This window comes from Haladaptatus sp. CMAA 1909, assembly GCF_043952005.1.
Taxonomy (GTDB): domain Archaea; phylum Halobacteriota; class Halobacteria; order Halobacteriales; family Haladaptataceae; genus Haladaptatus.
Genome location: NZ_JBIOAV010000002.1, coordinates 702,554 through 720,025 on the forward strand (window position 1 = coordinate 702,554; position 17,472 = coordinate 720,025).

13 protein-coding genes are annotated in these 17,472 nt (G+C 61.8%); 8 read left to right on the plus strand and 5 right to left on the minus strand.

Annotated features, from left to right (window positions below):
• Window positions 1-26 precede the first annotated feature (26 nt).
• Window positions 27-1,091: a mannonate dehydratase gene (locus tag ACGYLY_RS21350; protein ID WP_395284533.1), complete on the plus strand. Its 1,065-nt coding sequence runs from the start codon at window positions 27-29 to the stop codon at window positions 1,089-1,091.
• Between the two features lie 599 nt (window positions 1,092-1,690).
• Here the strand turns inward: ACGYLY_RS21350 and ACGYLY_RS21355 are convergent.
• The 3 genes from ACGYLY_RS21355 to gfo6 form a co-directional block, all read right to left on the minus strand.
• On the minus strand, window positions 1,691-2,572 hold the full coding sequence (locus tag ACGYLY_RS21355; protein WP_395284532.1) for a fumarylacetoacetate hydrolase family protein: 882 nt from the start codon (window positions 2,570-2,572) through the stop codon (window positions 1,691-1,693).
• Between the two features lie 219 nt (window positions 2,573-2,791).
• Complete coding sequence (locus ACGYLY_RS21360; protein WP_395284531.1) at window positions 2,792-4,030, minus strand: mandelate racemase/muconate lactonizing enzyme family protein; 1,239 nt, start codon at window positions 4,028-4,030, stop codon at window positions 2,792-2,794.
• Window positions 4,031-4,095: 65 nt separating this feature from the next.
• Window positions 4,096-5,187 (minus strand): D-xylose 1-dehydrogenase Gfo6, encoded by a 1,092-nt coding sequence (gene gfo6 / locus ACGYLY_RS21365; RefSeq protein ID WP_395284530.1) that lies wholly within the window; start codon window positions 5,185-5,187, stop codon window positions 4,096-4,098.
• 114 nt (window positions 5,188-5,301) lie between these two features.
• On the opposite strand from gfo6, the gene ACGYLY_RS21370 reads away from it, so the two are divergent.
• The 3 genes from ACGYLY_RS21370 to ACGYLY_RS21380 all read left to right on the plus strand — a co-directional run bounded on the left by ACGYLY_RS21370 (window position 5,302) and on the right by ACGYLY_RS21380 (window position 9,553).
• A complete protein-coding gene (locus ACGYLY_RS21370) occupies window positions 5,302-6,750 on the plus strand; it encodes an aldehyde dehydrogenase family protein (RefSeq protein ID WP_395284529.1) in 1,449 nt (482 codons plus the stop codon).
• A 163-nt stretch (window positions 6,751-6,913) separates the two neighbouring features.
• The gene (locus ACGYLY_RS21375) at window positions 6,914-7,153 is read left to right on the plus strand and encodes a hypothetical protein (protein WP_395284528.1); all 240 of its coding nucleotides are present in this window, start codon (window positions 6,914-6,916) and stop codon (window positions 7,151-7,153) included.
• Window positions 7,154-7,222: 69 nt separating this feature from the next.
• The gene (locus ACGYLY_RS21380) at window positions 7,223-9,553 is read left to right on the plus strand and encodes a glycoside hydrolase family 3 N-terminal domain-containing protein (protein ID WP_395284527.1); all 2,331 of its coding nucleotides are present in this window, start codon (window positions 7,223-7,225) and stop codon (window positions 9,551-9,553) included.
• Between the two features lie 143 nt (window positions 9,554-9,696).
• On the opposite strand, the gene ACGYLY_RS21385 is transcribed toward ACGYLY_RS21380, so the two are convergent.
• Window positions 9,697-10,665 (minus strand): sugar phosphate isomerase/epimerase family protein, encoded by a 969-nt coding sequence (locus ACGYLY_RS21385; protein ID WP_395284526.1) that lies wholly within the window; start codon window positions 10,663-10,665, stop codon window positions 9,697-9,699.
• Between the two features lie 133 nt (window positions 10,666-10,798).
• On the opposite strand from ACGYLY_RS21385, the gene ACGYLY_RS21390 reads away from it, so the two are divergent.
• From ACGYLY_RS21390 to ACGYLY_RS21405, 4 genes are all read left to right on the plus strand, one after another.
• Window positions 10,799-11,911 carry a Gfo/Idh/MocA family protein gene (locus ACGYLY_RS21390; protein ID WP_395284525.1) on the plus strand — a complete coding sequence of 371 codons (1,113 nt, stop codon included), beginning with the start codon at window positions 10,799-10,801 and terminating at the stop codon, window positions 11,909-11,911.
• Window positions 11,912-11,914: 3 nt separating this feature from the next.
• Complete coding sequence (locus ACGYLY_RS21395; RefSeq protein ID WP_395284524.1) at window positions 11,915-12,676, plus strand: hydroxypyruvate isomerase family protein; 762 nt, start codon at window positions 11,915-11,917, stop codon at window positions 12,674-12,676.
• A 97-nt stretch (window positions 12,677-12,773) separates the two neighbouring features.
• A complete protein-coding gene (locus ACGYLY_RS21400; RefSeq protein WP_395284523.1) occupies window positions 12,774-14,336 on the plus strand; it encodes an extracellular solute-binding protein in 1,563 nt (520 codons plus the stop codon).
• A gap of 195 nt (window positions 14,337-14,531) precedes the next feature.
• Complete coding sequence (locus ACGYLY_RS21405; protein WP_395284522.1) at window positions 14,532-15,686, plus strand: ABC transporter ATP-binding protein; 1,155 nt, start codon at window positions 14,532-14,534, stop codon at window positions 15,684-15,686.
• A gap of 113 nt (window positions 15,687-15,799) precedes the next feature.
• On the opposite strand, the gene ACGYLY_RS21410 is transcribed toward ACGYLY_RS21405, so the two are convergent.
• Window positions 15,800-17,446, minus strand: a complete 1,647-nt coding sequence (locus ACGYLY_RS21410) for a TCP-1/cpn60 chaperonin family protein (RefSeq protein WP_395284521.1) — start codon at window positions 17,444-17,446, stop codon at window positions 15,800-15,802.
• Between the last annotated feature and the right edge of the window lie 26 nt (window positions 17,447-17,472).

The window sequence follows — 17,472 nt, forward strand, 5'->3', positions numbered from 1 at the left end:
TATGTGTTCCAGAACGTGGTTGAGGTATGGATAGCAACCGTGCTACTGCTGAGACGTCGAAAGGTACTGCTGTTCGGGTCGGTGTCAGAACACGTTCGCTCTCGGAGGACCGTTTGAGATACATCCGTCAATTGGGTGCGACCGACATATTCGTCGATCACGCAGACACGGACGAGGAACCGGACGAGTTCAATGACAAGGAAGGGACTCAAACGGTTTCCGTCGGCCGCGATTCGATCCCCACGGTTACAGAGCTAACGGCAGCGCGCGAACGGGTCGAATCGGCGGGGCTGTCGCTCACAGGTATTCAATCGCTTCCGTATTCACTGTACGGGGACATCATGTTCGGTCGGGAAGGAAGTGAAGAATCGCTCGACCAGATCACAACCCTCATCCGGAATCTCGGCGAGGCAGAGATTCCCGTCTTGGGGTATCAATGGAACCCCCGTGGCGTCGTGCCGATGCGAACATCTCCAGTGAACGTTCGCGGTCGAGCGCTCGGCACCGGGTTCGACCTCGCCGAACTCGACGACCCGCACGCGCTCGCTCCCGATTTGGACAGGGAGTATTCGGAATCCGAATTTTGGGACAACTACCGCGAGTTCTTGGAAGCGGTGCTCCCGGTAGCGGAAGAAGCGGGCGTCCAACTCGCACTGCACCCCGTCGACCCGCCGGTGATAGAATCGCTCGGAGGCATCCCTCGACTGTTCCGCAACGTCGAGAACTTCGAACGGGCGATGAACCTCGTTCCGAGTGATAACCACGGATTGAAGCTGTGTCTCGGCTGTTTCTCCCAGATGGGCGAGGACGTCTCGCAGGTACTTCGCCGGTTTGGTGAGCGCGACCAGATCGTCTTTATCCACTTCCGAGATGTCGTGGGGACGGTTCCGGAGTTTCACGAAACGTTCGTGGATATGGGGAACTTCGACACCGTCGAAGTGGTTCGAACGCTCCACGACATCGGATTCGATGGGGTAGCCATTCCGGACCACGTCCCGAAGATGGTCGGCGACGACGATTGGCGTCACCGAGCGCGCGGATTTACCGTCGGATATCTCCGCGGGGTTATCGACACCGTACGTTCCGAGTGAGCGGACGGAGTTCGACGAACAGAGCTACGATTCCCACCGAAGGACTTCGCACGAAACACGGACCCACGCCGGAGAAACGGTCGATTCCGGTTCAAAACTTCGAGCGGTCATCGTTCTTCAAGAACACCGTGGTTGCGGAGTGAGCGGTTCCGTTCGGTTCCGACATCGGGAATGCAGATCTTCGTGGATTCTGCTGCAGAAAACGATTACCCACCGCGGTCGCCGATCGGGGACCAACAGCAGTGAAATCGGATGAATCTTCGTAAGACATACAGCCCTAGGATTGTAACGCCAATGGTGGAGAGGAAGCGAATAGTCGATCGTATAACGAATTCAGCCGAAATTTGTTCTCTATATCAGAACCAATACACTCCATCGATAAATTGCAACAGCTGCGTTATTCCGGCGTATAACTCGGTGAGACGGGGATTCACCACTCGACCGAGGGTTTCTCGACCGGAATACCACCTTCCTTGTCGTCCAGTTCTGTTCTGTATTGTAGAACACGTTGACGGCCGAACGGACGGACCACCACGTCGAAACGGACCGCCCGTCGGAAAAGATGACTCTGTTCGGGTGCGTTAGCGCTTGCTATCGGGTCAGACGGTGACGGTATCGTTGACGAGCTGGCCGATACGGTCGATGTCGATGACGACTTCATCACCTTCGGAGAGGGTGAACGACTCCGGGGGCACGAGCGCGGTTCCCGTGAGCAGAACCAGCGTCTCCGGAAGGCTGTTGTGACGAGCGAGATAGGAGACGAGTTCCTCGCAGGTGGTCACCATCTCGCTCGTCGACGTCGAGTCCTCGTACACCGTTTCACCGTCGCGTCGTATCGAGAGGGACATCGAGAGGTCGTGAGGGTCCTCGACCGTTTCCGCCGAGGCGACACACGGGCCGAGCGAACAACAACGGTCGTACACCTTCGCCTGCGGAAGGTACAGCGGGTTCTTCCCTTCGATGTCGCGGCTGGAAACGTCGTTTCCGATGGTGTAGCCGACGATGTCGCCGCGGTGCAGGACGATGCCGAGTTCCGGTTCCGGGACGTCCCACGTGGAGTCTCCGCGCACCCCGATGGCTTCTCCCGGCCCGACCGTCCGCGACGGCGTGGCCTTCATGAACAGTTCCGGTCGGTCGCTGTCGTACACGTCCATGTACACCTCGGGTTTCCCGCTCTCGGCTTTGCGTGCCTCCTCGCTGATTTGATATGTGACACCCGCCGCCCACACCTCGTCGGCGATGACGGGTTGGAGGACGTCCCGGGCGGCGTCGAAATCGATGCGTTCGGCCTCGTCGAGACGTTTTCGGGCGATCGAATCGACCGATTCGCCGTTCGCGTTCGCCGCGCGGGCGAGATCCCTGAACGAGCCGAGATCGGCTGAAACGGACGAGAGGTCGTATGCGGTTCCGTCGTCGTCGATTGCTACCAAGTAATCCGTGGATGAGCGAGTCTCTCCCCCGGGGAGTCGGTAATAGCGCATACACAGTGATGAGCGGAAGGTGTTAAAAGAGTATCGTCGTCGGAAGCGTTTTCGACCGAGGAGGTGTCGGCTACGCTTCGTCGAACGGCACGAATCGAAGATTCGTTGGCTCGACGCGGGTTACGCCGCGTCGAACAACGCGGAGTAAAACTCCGCTGGCTCGACGAAGCTCACGCTTCGTCGAACGACGCAAATTGGAAATTCGCTGGCTTGATGAGGCTATGCCTCATCAAACAACTCCCCACCCTCGACCATGTGTTCCTCGACGGCGTCCAAGTCGAGCGTCAGGCCGAGACCGGGTTCCTCGGGGATCTCCATTCGACCGTCCTGAATGAGGTCGTCCTCCTCCACGAGATCCTCCCACCAGCCGAGTTGGTAGGAGTGGTATTCGACCGCGAGGCTGTTGGGAATCGCCGCGGCGACCTGCGCGGACGCCATCGTCCCGATGGGCGAGGAGACGTTGTGCATCGCGACCGGGATGTAGTACATGTCCGCGAGGTCGGCGACCTTTCTCGTCTCGCGCATGCCGCCCACGCGGGGCAGGTCAGGCGCGACGATGTCCACCGCTTGCGGTTCGAGCAGCGTCCGCTGGCCGAACTTCCGGTAGACGTTCTCGCCCACGGCGATGGGCGTCGTCGTCGATTCCGTGACTTTCCGCTGTACGTCGTGGTTCTCCGGCGGTATCGGGTCTTCGAGCCACCACACGTCGTACTCCTCGAGTTCGCGGGCGAGGCGTTTCGCGCTGCCGCTCGTGAACGACCAGTGGCAGTCGAACGCCACGTCCGCGCGGTCGCCGACGGCCTCCGTGACGGCTTCGACGATTTCGACCTTGTGATCTATTTCCGGGCCGCGGAGGTGGCGGTTCGCGCGGTCCTTCTCGTGGCCCGACGGGACGTCGAGGTCGAACTTGATGGCGTCGTATCCCAATTCCTCGACGACGCGGACGCCTTCGTCCGCGCAGGCTTGCGGGTCGGCTTCGTCCTCGGTGTGGAGGTCACAGTAGACCCGAACTTCGTCGCGGTATTTCCCGCCGACGAGTTGGTAGGCGGGGAGTTCGACGAGTTTACCCGCGAGGTCGTGGAGGGCGATTTCGATGCCGGAGATGGCCGAGATGGTCTTTCCGGAAATGGAACCTTCGCCGGACATCTTCTGGACGAGGTGTTCGTAAAGTCGGTCGATGTCGAGCGGGTTTTCGCCGACGAGGAACGGCTTCATCCGCTCGATGATGGCCGTGTCGCCGCCGCCCCAGTAGGCCTCGCCGGTACCGACGACGCCGGCGTCGGTGTAGACGCGAACGAGAATCCACGGGTAGTTGCCGTCCACCATCGTCGTCTGAACGTCGGTTATCTCTGCATCGCGGACCCCGCCGCGACGGTTCGTGATGCCCATCGTTTCGGCGGAGAGGTCGCGCATCGTATACTCCGCGTTCGGGTCGCGGAGCTTCGCATGATCAACCATTGCATGCGAGGGTTCCTAGAGGTCGGTAGTAAAGGTTGCGAATCGGGAGAAGCCGTTCGGGTCGGTTACTCGACCGTGACCCGTGTTCCTGTGTCGGCGGCCTCGTAAATGGCGGCGAGCGTCCGCATGTCGACGAGCGCGTGGTCGCCGTCCGGCGTGGGTTCGACGCCGCGAATGACGCGGTCGGCGAAGTAATCGAACTCCTCGGTCATCTCGTCGCCGAACAGGTCGCGTCGGCCGTCGTCGATTTCCATCTCCCGCCCCTCCGCGCCCCGAAGCGTGAGCGTCTGCGGCGTCATGCCCAAAAAGGCAGGGTCGAGGCGCAGTTCGCCCTCGGTTCCGATGAGTTGGAAACCACCCGATAGGTTTGCGTTCTGGCTGACGGTACAGGCCGCGTACGTGCCGTCGTCGAACTGGAGCGAGAAGGTGGCGTGTTCATCGGGGACCTCGTCGAACGCGTCGTGTTTGGAGTGCATCTGTGCGGTCACGCTCACGGGGTCGGCGTCGAGAACGAACCGGGCGGTGTTCAGCGGATAGATTCCCAAGTCCATCACCGTCGAACCGTAGCCGGCGAGGTCGGGATCGAGTCGCCACTGGTCGGGGTTGCCCGAGACGAAGTCGAGCATCTGCTGTTCCATGTGGCCGTGGATGGCGACCGGGTCGCCGATGGCACCCTCGCGGACGAGTTCGCGCATCCACCGGACCTGCGGGTCGGTTTGCATCCGGTAGGCGATCATCAGTGGGATGTCTTCGGCGGCCGCGACGAGTTCCTCCGCCCGTTCGAGCGTGGCTTCCATCGGCTTTTCACAGAGGACGGCCTTTCCGTGGTCCGCCGCGGCGGACACGTACTGAAGGTGATACGCGTTCGGCGTGCAAACGTACACGGCGTCGTATTCGTCGGTCGCGCGACCGTCCACGAACTCTTCGTAGGTGATGGCGGCCGTGGCGGTCGGGATTTCGTCGGCGGCGTCTTCCGCCTTTTCGTGTGAACTGCTGACGACGACGGTCGTCTCGCAGAACTTCGATTCCCGAATCGACGGGATGGCCTGTTCGCGCGTCCACCACCCGAGTCCCACGACGGCGAGGCGGAGGGTCCCCGCATCCAGTTCCTCCCAATCTCGCTGCCTGACGCCGTTTAGGTAGTCGTTGACGGTCATAATCCGATGATTCGACCCGGTCGGCAAAAAGCTACTGATGGCGATAGTAAAAATTCGCGCCAAACCTTCGTCGGACCGTAAAAGTCGTATGGGAGAGGTGTGAATAGGAGGATGATGTCGGACACGACGAAAAATTACGTCAACGGCGAGTGGACAGAAGCGGAGACGGGCGACACCATCGAGGTGGAGAACCCCGCAAACCCGAGCGAGGTCGCGGGACGCTATCAGTCGTCCAGTACGGCCGACGCGACGGATGCGGTCGAAGCCGCCGCGGCCGCTGCGAACGACTGGGCGTCCACACCGGGACCGGAGCGCGGGAAAATCCTCCGAGAGGCGGGAAGCCTGCTCGCGGAACGCAAAGAGGAACTCACGGACATGCTCGTCGCGGAGGAAGGGAAGGCCTACGCCGAAGCCAGTGGGGAGGTTCAGCGGGCAATCGACATCTTCCACTACTTCTCCGGGAAGGCGGCCGACCTCGGCGGGACGATGAAGAGTCCGAGCGCACCGAACCAGAACCTGTACACGATCAAAGAACCGGTCGGCGTCGCTTCGCTCATCACGCCGTGGAACTACCCCATCGCCATCCCGGCGTGGAAGCTCGCGCCGGCACTCGCATCGGGGAACACGGTCGTTCTCAAGCCCGCATCGGCCGCGCCCGGCGTCGCCATCGAACTCGCGCGAGCGCTGGACGAGGCGGGTCTCCCCGACGGCGTCCTGAACGTCGTCACCGGGTCGGGAAGTACCGTCGGCACCGAGTTCATCGAACACGACGCGGTGGACGCGGTGTCGTTCACCGGGAGCAGCGAAGTCGGCGGAATGGTGTACGATCAAGCGACCGACGCGGGCAAGCGCGTCCAGACAGAACTCGGCGGCAAAAACCCGACGGTCGTCGCGTCCTCGGCGGACCCGGCGGAGGCGGCCGACATCGTCGCCAACGGCGGATTCGGAACGACCGGCCAGTCGTGTACCGCGTGTTCCCGCGCCATCGTCCACGAGGACGTGTACGACGAGTTCGTCGCCGAACTCGTGGACCGCGCCGAATCCATCGACATCGGACCGGGTGCCGATCACGAGATGGGACCGCAGGTCAGCGAGAGCGAACTCGAATCGACGCTCGATTACATCGGCATCGCCGAGGAGGAAGGCGCGACGCTCGCTGCGGGCGGCGGCACGCCCGACGGTGACGCGGTCGAATCGGGCTACTTCGTCGAACCGACCGTGTTCACCGATGTGGACTCCGAGATGCGAATCGCACAGGAGGAGGTCTTCGGGCCGGTCGTCGCCGTCATCGAGGTGAGCGATTTCGACGAAGGTCTCCACGTCGCGAACGACGTTCACTACGGCCTCTCGGCGAGCATCGTCACCGACGACCACACGGAAGCCAACCGCTTCATCGACGAGGTGGAGGCGGGCGTCGTGAAGGTCAACGACAAGACGACGGGACTCGAACTGCACGTTCCCTTCGGCGGGTTCAAGCGCTCGTCCAGCGAGACGTGGCGCGAACAGGGCGACGAGGGACTGGAGTTCTACACCATCGAGAAGACGGTGTACGACAGCTACTGAGACCAACTCGGTGCCGTCGTTCGGTTCGTCCTTTTTCGGCGTGACGTTCGTTCCCCGGATTCGGTTCCGGTCGTCGGAATCTGTCCGTCCGTGGGGTCGGTCTCGTCGAGATACCCGACGAAGCCGGTGACGTGTTCGCACTTCGCGTCGGATGTATCGGCTCATGACGTTTCGACTGCCGAATCGGGGAAATGGCGATAGATATCGGCGCGGCATCGTCCGAGAAATGAGTTTGGGTGCCGTATTGGCGGGAATCGCTGGCGAACGCCGTGGGTGTTCCCGGCTTCCCGAACTGGAGTTGTTCCTCCAGTTCGGTGACGGCTCGAACCACACCTGTTCTGCCGTGCGTTTAGGCGGTACCGTTGTCGTGGACTTCTCCATCGTTGCCGAGGGAAGCGAGTAACCGAGCGCGGAAATACCGCGATACCTCCCGTCCAAACCATTAAGAGATGTGATTGCGAGAAATCAACTGATGCAAACTGAATCGGATCGTGGAGAGCCTCGTATCGCCGACGAAGGGCGAGTAGAAGATCTCCTCGAAGAGATGACGATAACGGAAAAGGTCGCACAACTGGGGTCGGTGAACGCGAACAAACTGCTCGACGACGATGGAAGCCTCGACCGGAAGGCGGTGGAGGAACTCCTCGAAAACGGAATCGGTCACCTGACGAGACTCGGCGGGGAAGGAAGCCTTCCACCACGGGAAGCCGCGAAACGGACGAACAAACTTCAGGACTTTCTCGGGAACGAGACCCGACTCGGCATCCCCGCGATTCCCCACGAGGAGTGTCTGAGCGGTTATATGGGACCGAGCGGAACGACGTTTCCGCAGATGATCGGCGTCGCGAGTACGTGGTCGCCGGACCTCGTCGCGGAAATAACGGACACCATCCGCGGTCAGTTGGAAGCGATCGGGACGACGCACGCGCTCTCGCCGGTGCTCGACATCGCTCGGGACCTTCGATGGGGTCGCGTCGAGGAAACGTTCGGCGAGGACCCGTATCTCGTCGCAGCGATGGCCTGTGGATACGTAAACGGTTTGCAGGGTGATGGCGACGGCATCTCCGCAACGCTCAAGCACTTTGCCGGTCACGGCGCCGGCGAGGGCGGGAAAAACCGCAGTTCGGTCAACGTTGGACGCCGGGAACTTCGGGAGACCCACTTGTTCCCGTTCGAGGCCGTCATCAAAACGGCCGACGCCGAGTCCGTAATGAACGCCTACCACGACATCGACGGCATCCCGTGTGCGAGCGACGAGTGGTTGCTGACGGACGTTCTCCGTGGCGAGTGGGGATTCGACGGGACGGTGGTTTCGGACTACTACAGCGTCGAGTTCCTGCAAAGCGAGCACGGCGTCGCGGCATCGAAGCAAGCGGCGGGGGTGATGGCCGTCGAGGCCGGTCTCGACGTCGAACTCCCATACACGGACTGCTACGGCGACCATCTCGTGAACGCCGTCGAAGATGGAAACGTGGCCGAAGCGACGGTGGATACGGCGGTTCGTCGGGTCCTCCGTGCGAAGGCCGAGAAGGGACTCCTCGACGAACCGACCGTCGACGTCGACGCCGCTGACGCTCCGTTCAACACCGAGAGTGCGAGAGAACTCACCACCCGCGCCGCCCGCGAATCGATGACCCTCCTGAAGAACGAGGACGATTTTCTCCCCTTCGACGGGGAGGAACTGAACGCCGTGGCCGTCGTCGGTCCGAAAGCCGACAACGCACAGGAACTCATGGGCGATTACGCGTATCCGGCCCACTATCCCACGGAGGAAGTCGACTTCGATGCCACGACCCCACTCGACGCCATCGAAGCGCGCGGCGAGCACGCCGAGTTCGATGTTCGATACGAGCAGGGGTGTACGACGACCGGATCCTCGACCGAAGACCTCGATTCGGCTGCCGAGGCGGCCGAAGCCGCCGACGTCGCCATCACGTTCGTCGGCGCGCGCTCCGCCGTCGATTTCTCCGACATCGACGAGAAGCAAGCCGACCTCCCGAGCGTTCCCACCAGCGGCGAAGGTTGTGACGTGGTCGACTTGGACCTCCCCGGCGTCCAGCAGGAACTCGTGGAACGCGTCCACGAGACCGGAACGCCGTTGGTCGTCGTCGTCGTGAGCGGGAAACCCCACTCCGTCGAGTGGATCGTAGAGGAAGCGCCCGCGCTCCTCTACGCGTGGCTTCCGGGCGAACGCGGGGGTGAAGGCATCGCCGAAGTGTTGTTCGGCGAACACAATCCCGGCGGCCGCCTCCCCGTCTCCATCCCGCGGTCGGTCGGCCAACTGCCGGTTTACTACAACCGAAAACCCAACACCGCGAACGAAGAGCACGTCTACACGGCGAGCACACCCCTGTACCCGTTCGGCCACGGTCTGAGCTACACCGACTTCGAATACGGTGACCTATCGCTATCGACCGACTCGCTCGCTCCGTCCGGGCAGGTGAGCGCCGAAGTCACGGTCACCAATACGGGCGACCGCGACGGACACGAAGTCGTCCAGTTGTACGCGAGCGCGAAGTCCCCGAGTCAAGCACGACCGGTTCAAGAACTGGTCGGGTTCGAACGGATATCCCTCGTCGCTGGCGAATCGAAACGCGTCACCTTCGAAATCGACGCGTCACAACTCGCGTTCCACGACCGGGACATGAATCTCGCCGTCGAGCGAGGTGCCTACGAACTCCGCGTCGGTCGGTCAGCGAGCGATATCGTCTCCACGGCGGCGTTCGATGTTCCGACGACGAAAGAAGTACCGGCGACCGGCCGATCGTACTTCACGACGACACGAGTCGAAACCGTGGAGTAACACGGTATATCGTTTCGAAACGGATGTTTGAATCCCCGTTTTGATATCCAGAATAGCTATGCCGTATGAACGTGCGTGTTACGTTGGCACGGATGCAAAACGCCGAGTGCGAACCACCGAAAAACGTCGCCCATCGGGGCACCTCAGGCCCAGTACGCGTCACCGGGGTTCGTTTCGAACACCGCCCGTTCGAGCACGTCGATGGCCTTCTCCAGCCCTTCCGTCGCGGACGTGAGTGAATCCTCGTGCTCGATGGAGAGCGCGCCGTCGTAGCCGACCATGCGAAGGGTCGAGACGATATCCTTCCAGAACGCCTCGCCGTGACCGTACCCTATGGACCGGAATATCCACGAGCGGTCTATTTCGTCGGTGTACGGCGTCGTGTCGAGCACGCCCTTTTCGCGGGCGTTCGCGTCGTACACCTTGGTGTCCTTGGCGTGGAAATGGTGGATAGCGTCCCGCTCGCCGAGCAGTCGAATCGAGTCGGTGATGTCGATTCCCTGCCAGAACAGGTGGGACGGGTCGAAGTTCGCGCCGATACGGTCGCCGGTAGCCTCGCGGAGTTCGAGCATCCCGCGCGGTTCGTAGACGAGCATGTTCGGGTGCATCTCGATGGCGACGTCCACGCCGTGATCGTCGGCGAACGCTTCGAGTTCCCGCCAGTAGGGGATGGCAACTTCCTCCCACTGATACCGGTGGGCTTCGCGATGTTCGTCGGGCCAGGGCGCGGTGATCCAGTTCGGAACCGAATCGTCCGGCCCTCCGGCGGGGAGCCCCGAGAACGTGGTTACGGCGTCCACATCGAGTTGGCTCGCGAGGCGAATCGCCTCGCGGAGCTCCTCGTCCGCTTCGGCCGCGCGGTCCTCGACGGGATGGAGCGGGTTGTTGTGCGTCGCCAGCGCCGAAACGTACAGATCGTTTTCGTTGAGAAGTGTCCGTAGGTCGGACTGGGATTCTTCGTCGTCCAAGTACTCGTCCCTCGGAAGATGCGCGTCGCCGACGAACCCGCCACAAGCGAGTTCGACCGCTCCGACACCGAGATCGGAGAGGTACGTGAACGTGTCCGCTATCGATTCTTCCGCTAATGCGACTGTGAGGACTCCGACATCCATGATTGGTAGTCACACGCTCGATTCATATACGTTGCGCCGTCAGCACTCCGGAACGTCATCGAAGAGACATAAGTTACCAAATCACAAACTTTATTGTGGAATTCGAATAACCTCCGTACGTGATTCAGAGGCAATGAAAGCAGTAACTAGCGCCTTCGTCGGAACCGGACCGGACCCCGAGACACAGAACAACCAAGGATTCGCGATGGCGTACCGTCACGCCGCGGCCTACGACCACGCGGGAGCGGAGTTGGTCGCCTGTGCCGATATCGTCGAACCCAACGCGAAAGCGTTCGCCGACTACTGGGGTATCGAAGCGGACGGCGTATTCGAGGAGTACCTCGGCATGGTCACCGAGGTCGAACCCGACATCGTCAGCGTCTGTACGCCCCCGCCGACGCACGCCGACATCGTGACCGACATCGCACGGAGCAACGCGGTGCAGGCGATACACTGCGAGAAACCCATGGACAGGACGTGGTCGAACGTCGAACGGATGGTCGAGGTATGTGACGAGGAGGGCGTCAAATTGACGTTCAATCACCAACGCCGCTTTGGCCGAGGATATCGAAGGGCCAAGGAATTGCTCGATGCCGGCGAAATCGGAGACCTCCAACGGGTCGAGTGTGCGGCTCCCAACATCTACGACTACGGATCCCACTCGGTAGACCTCTGTAACTACTACAACGACGAGGGAAGGGCCGAGTGGGTCATCTCCCAGCTCGACTACCGGGACGAAGACCTGTGGTTCGGTGCCCACAACGAGAACCAGACGCTCGCCTCTTGGAGATACGAGAACGGCGTCTACGGACTCGCGACGACCGGAATCGGAGCGGATCTGGTCAACTGTCACAACCGCCTGGTGGGCAGCGAGGGCACCATCGAAATCGGACACGGCTTCCCGAACAACGAAACCGACGACCAGATCCTCCGCATCAAGCGCGACGGGGACGACGGGTGGGAACACGTCGACTGTGACGGCGAGGGCCTCCACGGCCTCGACTCTCGGGAGTTCGGTCGGGTCTTCATCGACCGTGCGATAGCCGACGTCGTAGAAGCGGTCGAGAACGATTCCACCTCCGAACTGAACGCGGAGAACGCGCTCAAGGCGACCGAAATCATCTTCGGCGCGTGGGAATCGTCACGACGACACGGCCGCGTCGAGTTGCCGCTCGACATCGAAGACAACCCCCTCGATGCGCTGATCGAAGACGGGACGCTCACTCCGGAACCGGCCGAGGAGTGACCGATGCCAGAACTGTCGGTTTGCATCGAGATGGTCTTCGAGGGAGCACCGTTTACGGAGCGAATCGGTCTCGCCGCGGCGGCCGGCGCGGACGCGGTGGAGTTCTGGGGATGGCGCGACAAGGACCTCGATGCGGTCGCCAACGCGTGTGACGAACACGACCTGAACGTCGCAGCCATGCTCGGCAGCGACGTCCCGCTGACAGATCCGAACCGAACCGCCGAGGCCTGCCGGTCCATGCGCGAATCCATCGAAACGGCCGCACGCCTCGGCTGTTCGACCCTCATTATCACCGTGGGACAGGAACAGGCGGATATCGACCGCACTACCCAACGAGGTGCTATCGTGGGTGCTCTCGAAAGCGTCGCCTCCGACGCCGCCGACGCGGGCGTTACGCTCGCCGTCGAACCGTTGAACACGGCCGTGGATCACCCCGGTTACTTCCTCGAATTGTCGGCGGAAGGATACGACATCGTCGATGCGGTGGGCGATCCGAACGTCAAACTCCTCTTCGACGTGTACCATCAGCAGATCACGGAAGGAAACGTCATCGCCAACATGACGAGTCACCTCGACCATATCGGGTACGTCCACATTGCGGACGTTCCCGGTCGACACGAACCCGGAACGGGGGAACTCGACTACGGGAACATCCTCCCCGCGCTCGCCGCCGCGGGGTACGACGGGTACATCGGGTGCGAATTCTCCCCCGAAGGTGACGACGCCGCGGCCGTGAGCGACTGTCGTGCTATCCTAAACGGGTAGCAGTTCTCGTTTCCCTTCGAAGAGCTGTTCGACGAGGAGAGAAGTATCCTAAGGGAAAAGGTTATTGTCCCCTATAGTAATGATAATCCGTGTCACTATGCCGAAGGCAACTGATTCATCGGTCGGCGACGTTACTGACGAGACGGTAACCAGTACCCCCGACGAGGGAGACTACTCCCGGCGCGGTTTCATGGAGGCTGCTGCATCCATGGGTGCGGCCGGTGCCGCAGCCGGATTGGCCGGATGTACCGAACAGTTCGGCGGTAGCGGCGGTGATAGCAAAACGAAGGGTGAAAAGGACTTCATCTTCTGGACGATGCGCGGATACATCCCGGAAGTGACGAAGAACATCAAGCAGGCCGCAAAGGGCTTCGAAAAACACTCGGATTCGCCGGTCAACGTCTCGACGAACGTCATCGTGTGGAATCAGGTGTTCCCGAAGTGGAACGCGTCCATTCAGGGACGGACGACGCCGAACGTCTCGGAGATGGCCAACGAACACGCCGTGAACTTCGGAAGTCTCGGTGCGACGGCACCCATCACGGACATCTACGATTCGTACGACGACTGGTACGGGCCGATGGAAGCGTGGGCCAGTTGGGACGACAAGAAGTGGGGCGTCCCGTGGTTCGTCGAGACGCGACCGATGTACTATCGGAAGGACCTCCTCGAAAAGGCGGGTCACAGCAAGCCGCCGAAGGACTGGAAGGAACTCGTCAAAATCGGGAAAGACGTGGTCAAAGAGACCGGAAATCCGGGGTACATCGAACCCGGCGCTCGCGACTTCACGACCGGTCAACACACGTTCGCCTACACGGCGAACGCGGGAGGGAAGTTCTACAGCAAGAAGGACGGAAAGTGGCAGGTAGAACTCGATTCGGCCGGGTCCCTGTTCGGTCACCTGTTCTACGCCAGCCTGAAGAAGGCGTGGGACCTGCCGGCAGACGGTTGGACGAGCCAGGATTCGAGCGCGACGGACAAGTTCTTCCGGGAGCGCGATGCCGGGATGGCGCACCTCGGCGCGGAGGATGCACGTCTCGCCCGGACGGAGGAACACGCCGGCCTTCGGGACAACGTGGGTATCCAGCCGATGCCCGAGGGACCACTGGGCAAACGGTGGTCGTTCCGCGGCGGTTCCTGTCTCAGCCCGTTCACCGACGACGTTTCCAAGCACGAAGTCGGCGACCGCTCGAACGAGTTCGTGAAGTACATGATGCAACCGGACAACCAGTCCGACTACTTCGCGGCGTCCGCACCCGTCTTCATGCCGGTACGGAAGAGTCAGGAGCAGATGGACCTCTTCACGAAGAACCCGACGAAGCTTCCCGACGACTGGCTCGACGCGTTCGTCACCCAAGCACAGAAGACTCGGCGCTACGGCGTCTACGGCGGCGGACAGGACACGCCGTTCCTCGGCTCGGTCGAAGGTTCGACGACCGGATACAGTCAAGCGATTTCGGCCATTCTGGGCTCGAACAAGGACCCGAAGGAAGCGTTGGTCAGCATGGCCAACAACGTTCGGAACGAGGCGAACAAGAAGCTCGACTACACGCTCGATAGCAACTCGGAGAAACCGAGCCTGGACGACGCCCCGAAGGAGGTGCAGGATTGGATCACCGGTTCCAACAACACGCCGAAAATCTGGAATCCGTACGAATGACGCCGAGGTGGGTACACCCGCCGTTCCCGACACCACATCCATAAACCCCGTCAGGTTCGGTCCGGGTCGATAACCTCCGCCACCCGATCCACTGAAACGACGATTTCTCCGTTCGGAGAGCCGTATCTGATTGGAAATTCCCGTCGACGACGACGGAATATTTTTATAGACAACTGTTCCCTATCAACATGGTATATGGGACGAATAGTTTTCGATTCCGTTCAAAAAGTCTACGGCGGCAAAACGGTTGCGGTCGATAATTTCGAACTCGAGGTCGCCGACGGAGAATTCCTGACGCTGGTCGGGCCGAGCGGTTCGGGCAAATCGACGACGCTCCGGATGCTCGCCGGGCTCGAAGAGATAACGGCTGGGGAGATATCCATCGACGACGAAGTCGTGAATTTTCTCCCGCCTCGTGACCGGGATATCGCGATGGTGTTCCAGAACTACGCACTGTATCCGCACCTCAGCGTGCGTGAAAACCTCGCGTTCGGGCTCAAGCGTTCGACGACGCTCGACAAGGAGGAAATCAACCGACGCGTCGAGGAGACGGCGGATCTGCTTGGCATCCCGGAACTCCTCGACAACAAACCCCGTCAGCTGTCCGGCGGACAGAAACAGCGCGTGGCGACGGGACGCGCTATCGTCCGTGAACCGGAGGTGTTCCTCTTCGACGAACCGCTGTCGAACCTCGACGCGAAACTACGCAAACACATGCGGACGGAGCTCAACCGCATCCAGCAGGAACTCGGCACGACCACCATCTACGTCACGCACGACCAGGAGGAGGCGATGACGATGTCGGACCGGATCGCCATCCTGAACCACGGCGAACTCCAGCAGGTGGGTAGCCCACGGGAGGTGTACAACGACCCCACGAACCTGTTTGTGGCCCAGTTCATCGGGAGTCCGAGCATGAACATCTTCAACGGAATCGTCGAGGACCGACAAGGAGTCGCCCGGTTCACGGGACAGATCGACCACGTCTTATCGGACGAGATCACCGAGAAGGCAAAAAACACCGCCTCGGACCGATTCGTCCTCGGCATCCGACCGGAGGACCTCGAACTGTGCGAACCGTCCCACCGGAACGCGAGCGCGGTCACCGTCGAGCTGGTCGAACCGCTCGGTCGGGACAACCTTCTGTACTTTGAGCCGGCGGCGACGGGGACGGACGTGGACGAAGAGCGAGAATACGTTATGTTCGTCCCGCCGGACGTGAATCCCGACGTCGACGACGAGGTGTACGTCACCTTCGACGATCAAGACATTCACCTGTTCGACGAGGAGACGGGCGACAACCTTCTCGTCGAGAGGCAGACACAGCGGGAAGACCCACCGGTTCGATAGCCGTTCGAGGAAAACGGACGGCTCCCTGCCGATCAGATGGGGACCGATCACTCGACGGCGACACCCGTATTCGTACGCAACTCCGCTCTCGCCACCATCGACCCTTTTTCGAGTTACGACGATGCTCCGTCGAGCGGACTGCCGGGGGTCGCGTTGTAGAGGATACCGTCGATGCGGAGGTAGCTGTTCGTGAACTCGACGCCGCGAACGAACCCGCTGGTCCGAACGAGTTGCGGGTCGAACGCACCGTGGTCGAGCACGTCGTCGACGACGACTCCGTTCGCGGTGATCCCCGCCCGTCCATTCCCGCCGGCGTGACGGCTCCGGAGGTCGAGCACGGTACCAAGCGCATCGCGACCGGCGTTCCGAGCCAGCGTCAGTGGAATCGTCTCTATCGCGTCCGCGAACGCTTCCACCGCGAGCTGTGCCCGTCCGGGGACGCCCGGTGCGAAGTCGCGGAGCGCCACCGCCGCGGCGATTTCCGCCGCCCCGCCGCCGGGAAGCGCTTCTGGGCGCATCACCGCCGCTCGAACGGCGTTCAACCCGTCCTTGACCCGCCGCTCGGCTTCGCGGGCGACGGAGTCGCTGCCGCCGTGGACGACGAACGACACCGCCTCGGGGACATCCGGGCCGGTCGCCATCACTGCCAACCAGCTCTCGTCCTGCTGGTCGAACCGTTGGTCGATGCGTACGGGTGCCGTCGCTTCGGCATCCACCACGTCGGCCGAAACGAGCGGCGTCGATACCGTTGCTCCAGTCGCACGGGCGAGGAACTCGATGCGCGAATCCTTCACGTTCTGCACCGTGAGCACGCCACGGCTACCCAGTTCTTGGGCGATATCGCGGTGAATATCCCCGCTCGCCAGGACGGCAACCGCGCCTGTCGCGCGAATCGCGGCCGCGATGTCGTCGAACCGTCGTGTGTCCACGGTCCGCACGCCGTCGAATCCGTCCGTGTCCGCCGTCACGTTGCCCTGAAACGCCGGGTCCCTGGGTGCCACGTCGCCGCCGACTAGCAGCGCCGGTCCCTCGACCGGCAGTTCGCCGGTTCCCCAGTACGGTTCCTTGGGAAGGAACGCACCGGGCACGAGGGACGAATCGGCGACGCCCCCGCCCGGCATCGCCTCCGTTCGGACGAACGAGAGGTCCACCGAACCGGTTTGCGGGTTCGACACACGGAGGACGGCCTCCACGACGGGGTCGGCGAGGCCGTGCAGCGACCAGGATTTCGTACTCCCGTTCGTCATCCCGGTTATCGCCACGTTCCGAAGGAGGTCGCGGTCGAGCGATGCACCGTTTGACGACGCTAGCGAGACGCTGGAGTCATCCCAGACTTCGAGCGTCCGCTGGGCGGCGATGGAGAACCCCTCGATGACGGTCGTCGGGGCGACGCCCTCGGCGACGAGGTCGAGTCCGGCGGTGAGCAGTTCGCTCGTCAGCAGTACCGTCGTCGTCGTCCCGTCCCCGAAGTCGTCCTCCTGTGCCTCCGCCGTTTCGATGAGGTGTTGTGCGACCGGATGGTTCGTCTCCCCCTCGAACTCCTCGATGATGGAAATCCCATCGTTGCTCGCGAGTCCGCGAATTTCGTCGTCTTGCTGTCGGCGAACGACGAGTTTGTCGAGGCCCGACGGTCCGAGCGTGCTCCGGACGAGGCTCCCCATCTCCTCGGCCGCGGTTCTGATGATTTCACTCGTATCGGACCGGTCGAAACGAGTGTATCCGGAGATCTGACCGGATGGGGAAGTAGGTGGTTGCTCCATAGAAAACAGAACGGACCCCACCCGAC

Coding starts and splice junctions, on each gene's coding strand:
- ACGYLY_RS21380 (WP_395284527.1), top strand. CDS start 7,223: ATGCAAACTGAATCGGATCGTGGAGAGCCTCGTATCGCCGACGAAGGG.
- ACGYLY_RS21350 (WP_395284533.1), top strand. CDS start 27: ATGGATAGCAACCGTGCTACTGCTGAGACGTCGAAAGGTACTGCTGTT.
- ACGYLY_RS21385 (WP_395284526.1), bottom strand. CDS start 10,665: ATGGATGTCGGAGTCCTCACAGTCGCATTAGCGGAAGAATCGATAGCG.
- ACGYLY_RS21395 (WP_395284524.1), top strand. CDS start 11,915: ATGCCAGAACTGTCGGTTTGCATCGAGATGGTCTTCGAGGGAGCACCG.
- ACGYLY_RS21410 (WP_395284521.1), bottom strand. CDS start 17,446: ATGGAGCAACCACCTACTTCCCCATCCGGTCAGATCTCCGGATACACT.
- ACGYLY_RS21360 (WP_395284531.1), bottom strand. CDS start 4,030: ATGGTTGATCATGCGAAGCTCCGCGACCCGAACGCGGAGTATACGATG.
- ACGYLY_RS21355 (WP_395284532.1), bottom strand. CDS start 2,572: ATGCGCTATTACCGACTCCCCGGGGGAGAGACTCGCTCATCCACGGAT.
- ACGYLY_RS21390 (WP_395284525.1), top strand. CDS start 10,799: ATGAAAGCAGTAACTAGCGCCTTCGTCGGAACCGGACCGGACCCCGAG.
- gfo6 (WP_395284530.1), bottom strand. CDS start 5,187: ATGACCGTCAACGACTACCTAAACGGCGTCAGGCAGCGAGATTGGGAG.
- ACGYLY_RS21370 (WP_395284529.1), top strand. CDS start 5,302: ATGTCGGACACGACGAAAAATTACGTCAACGGCGAGTGGACAGAAGCG.
- ACGYLY_RS21400 (WP_395284523.1), top strand. CDS start 12,774: ATGCCGAAGGCAACTGATTCATCGGTCGGCGACGTTACTGACGAGACG.
- ACGYLY_RS21375 (WP_395284528.1), top strand. CDS start 6,914: ATGACGTTTCGACTGCCGAATCGGGGAAATGGCGATAGATATCGGCGC.
- ACGYLY_RS21405 (WP_395284522.1), top strand. CDS start 14,532: ATGGGACGAATAGTTTTCGATTCCGTTCAAAAAGTCTACGGCGGCAAA.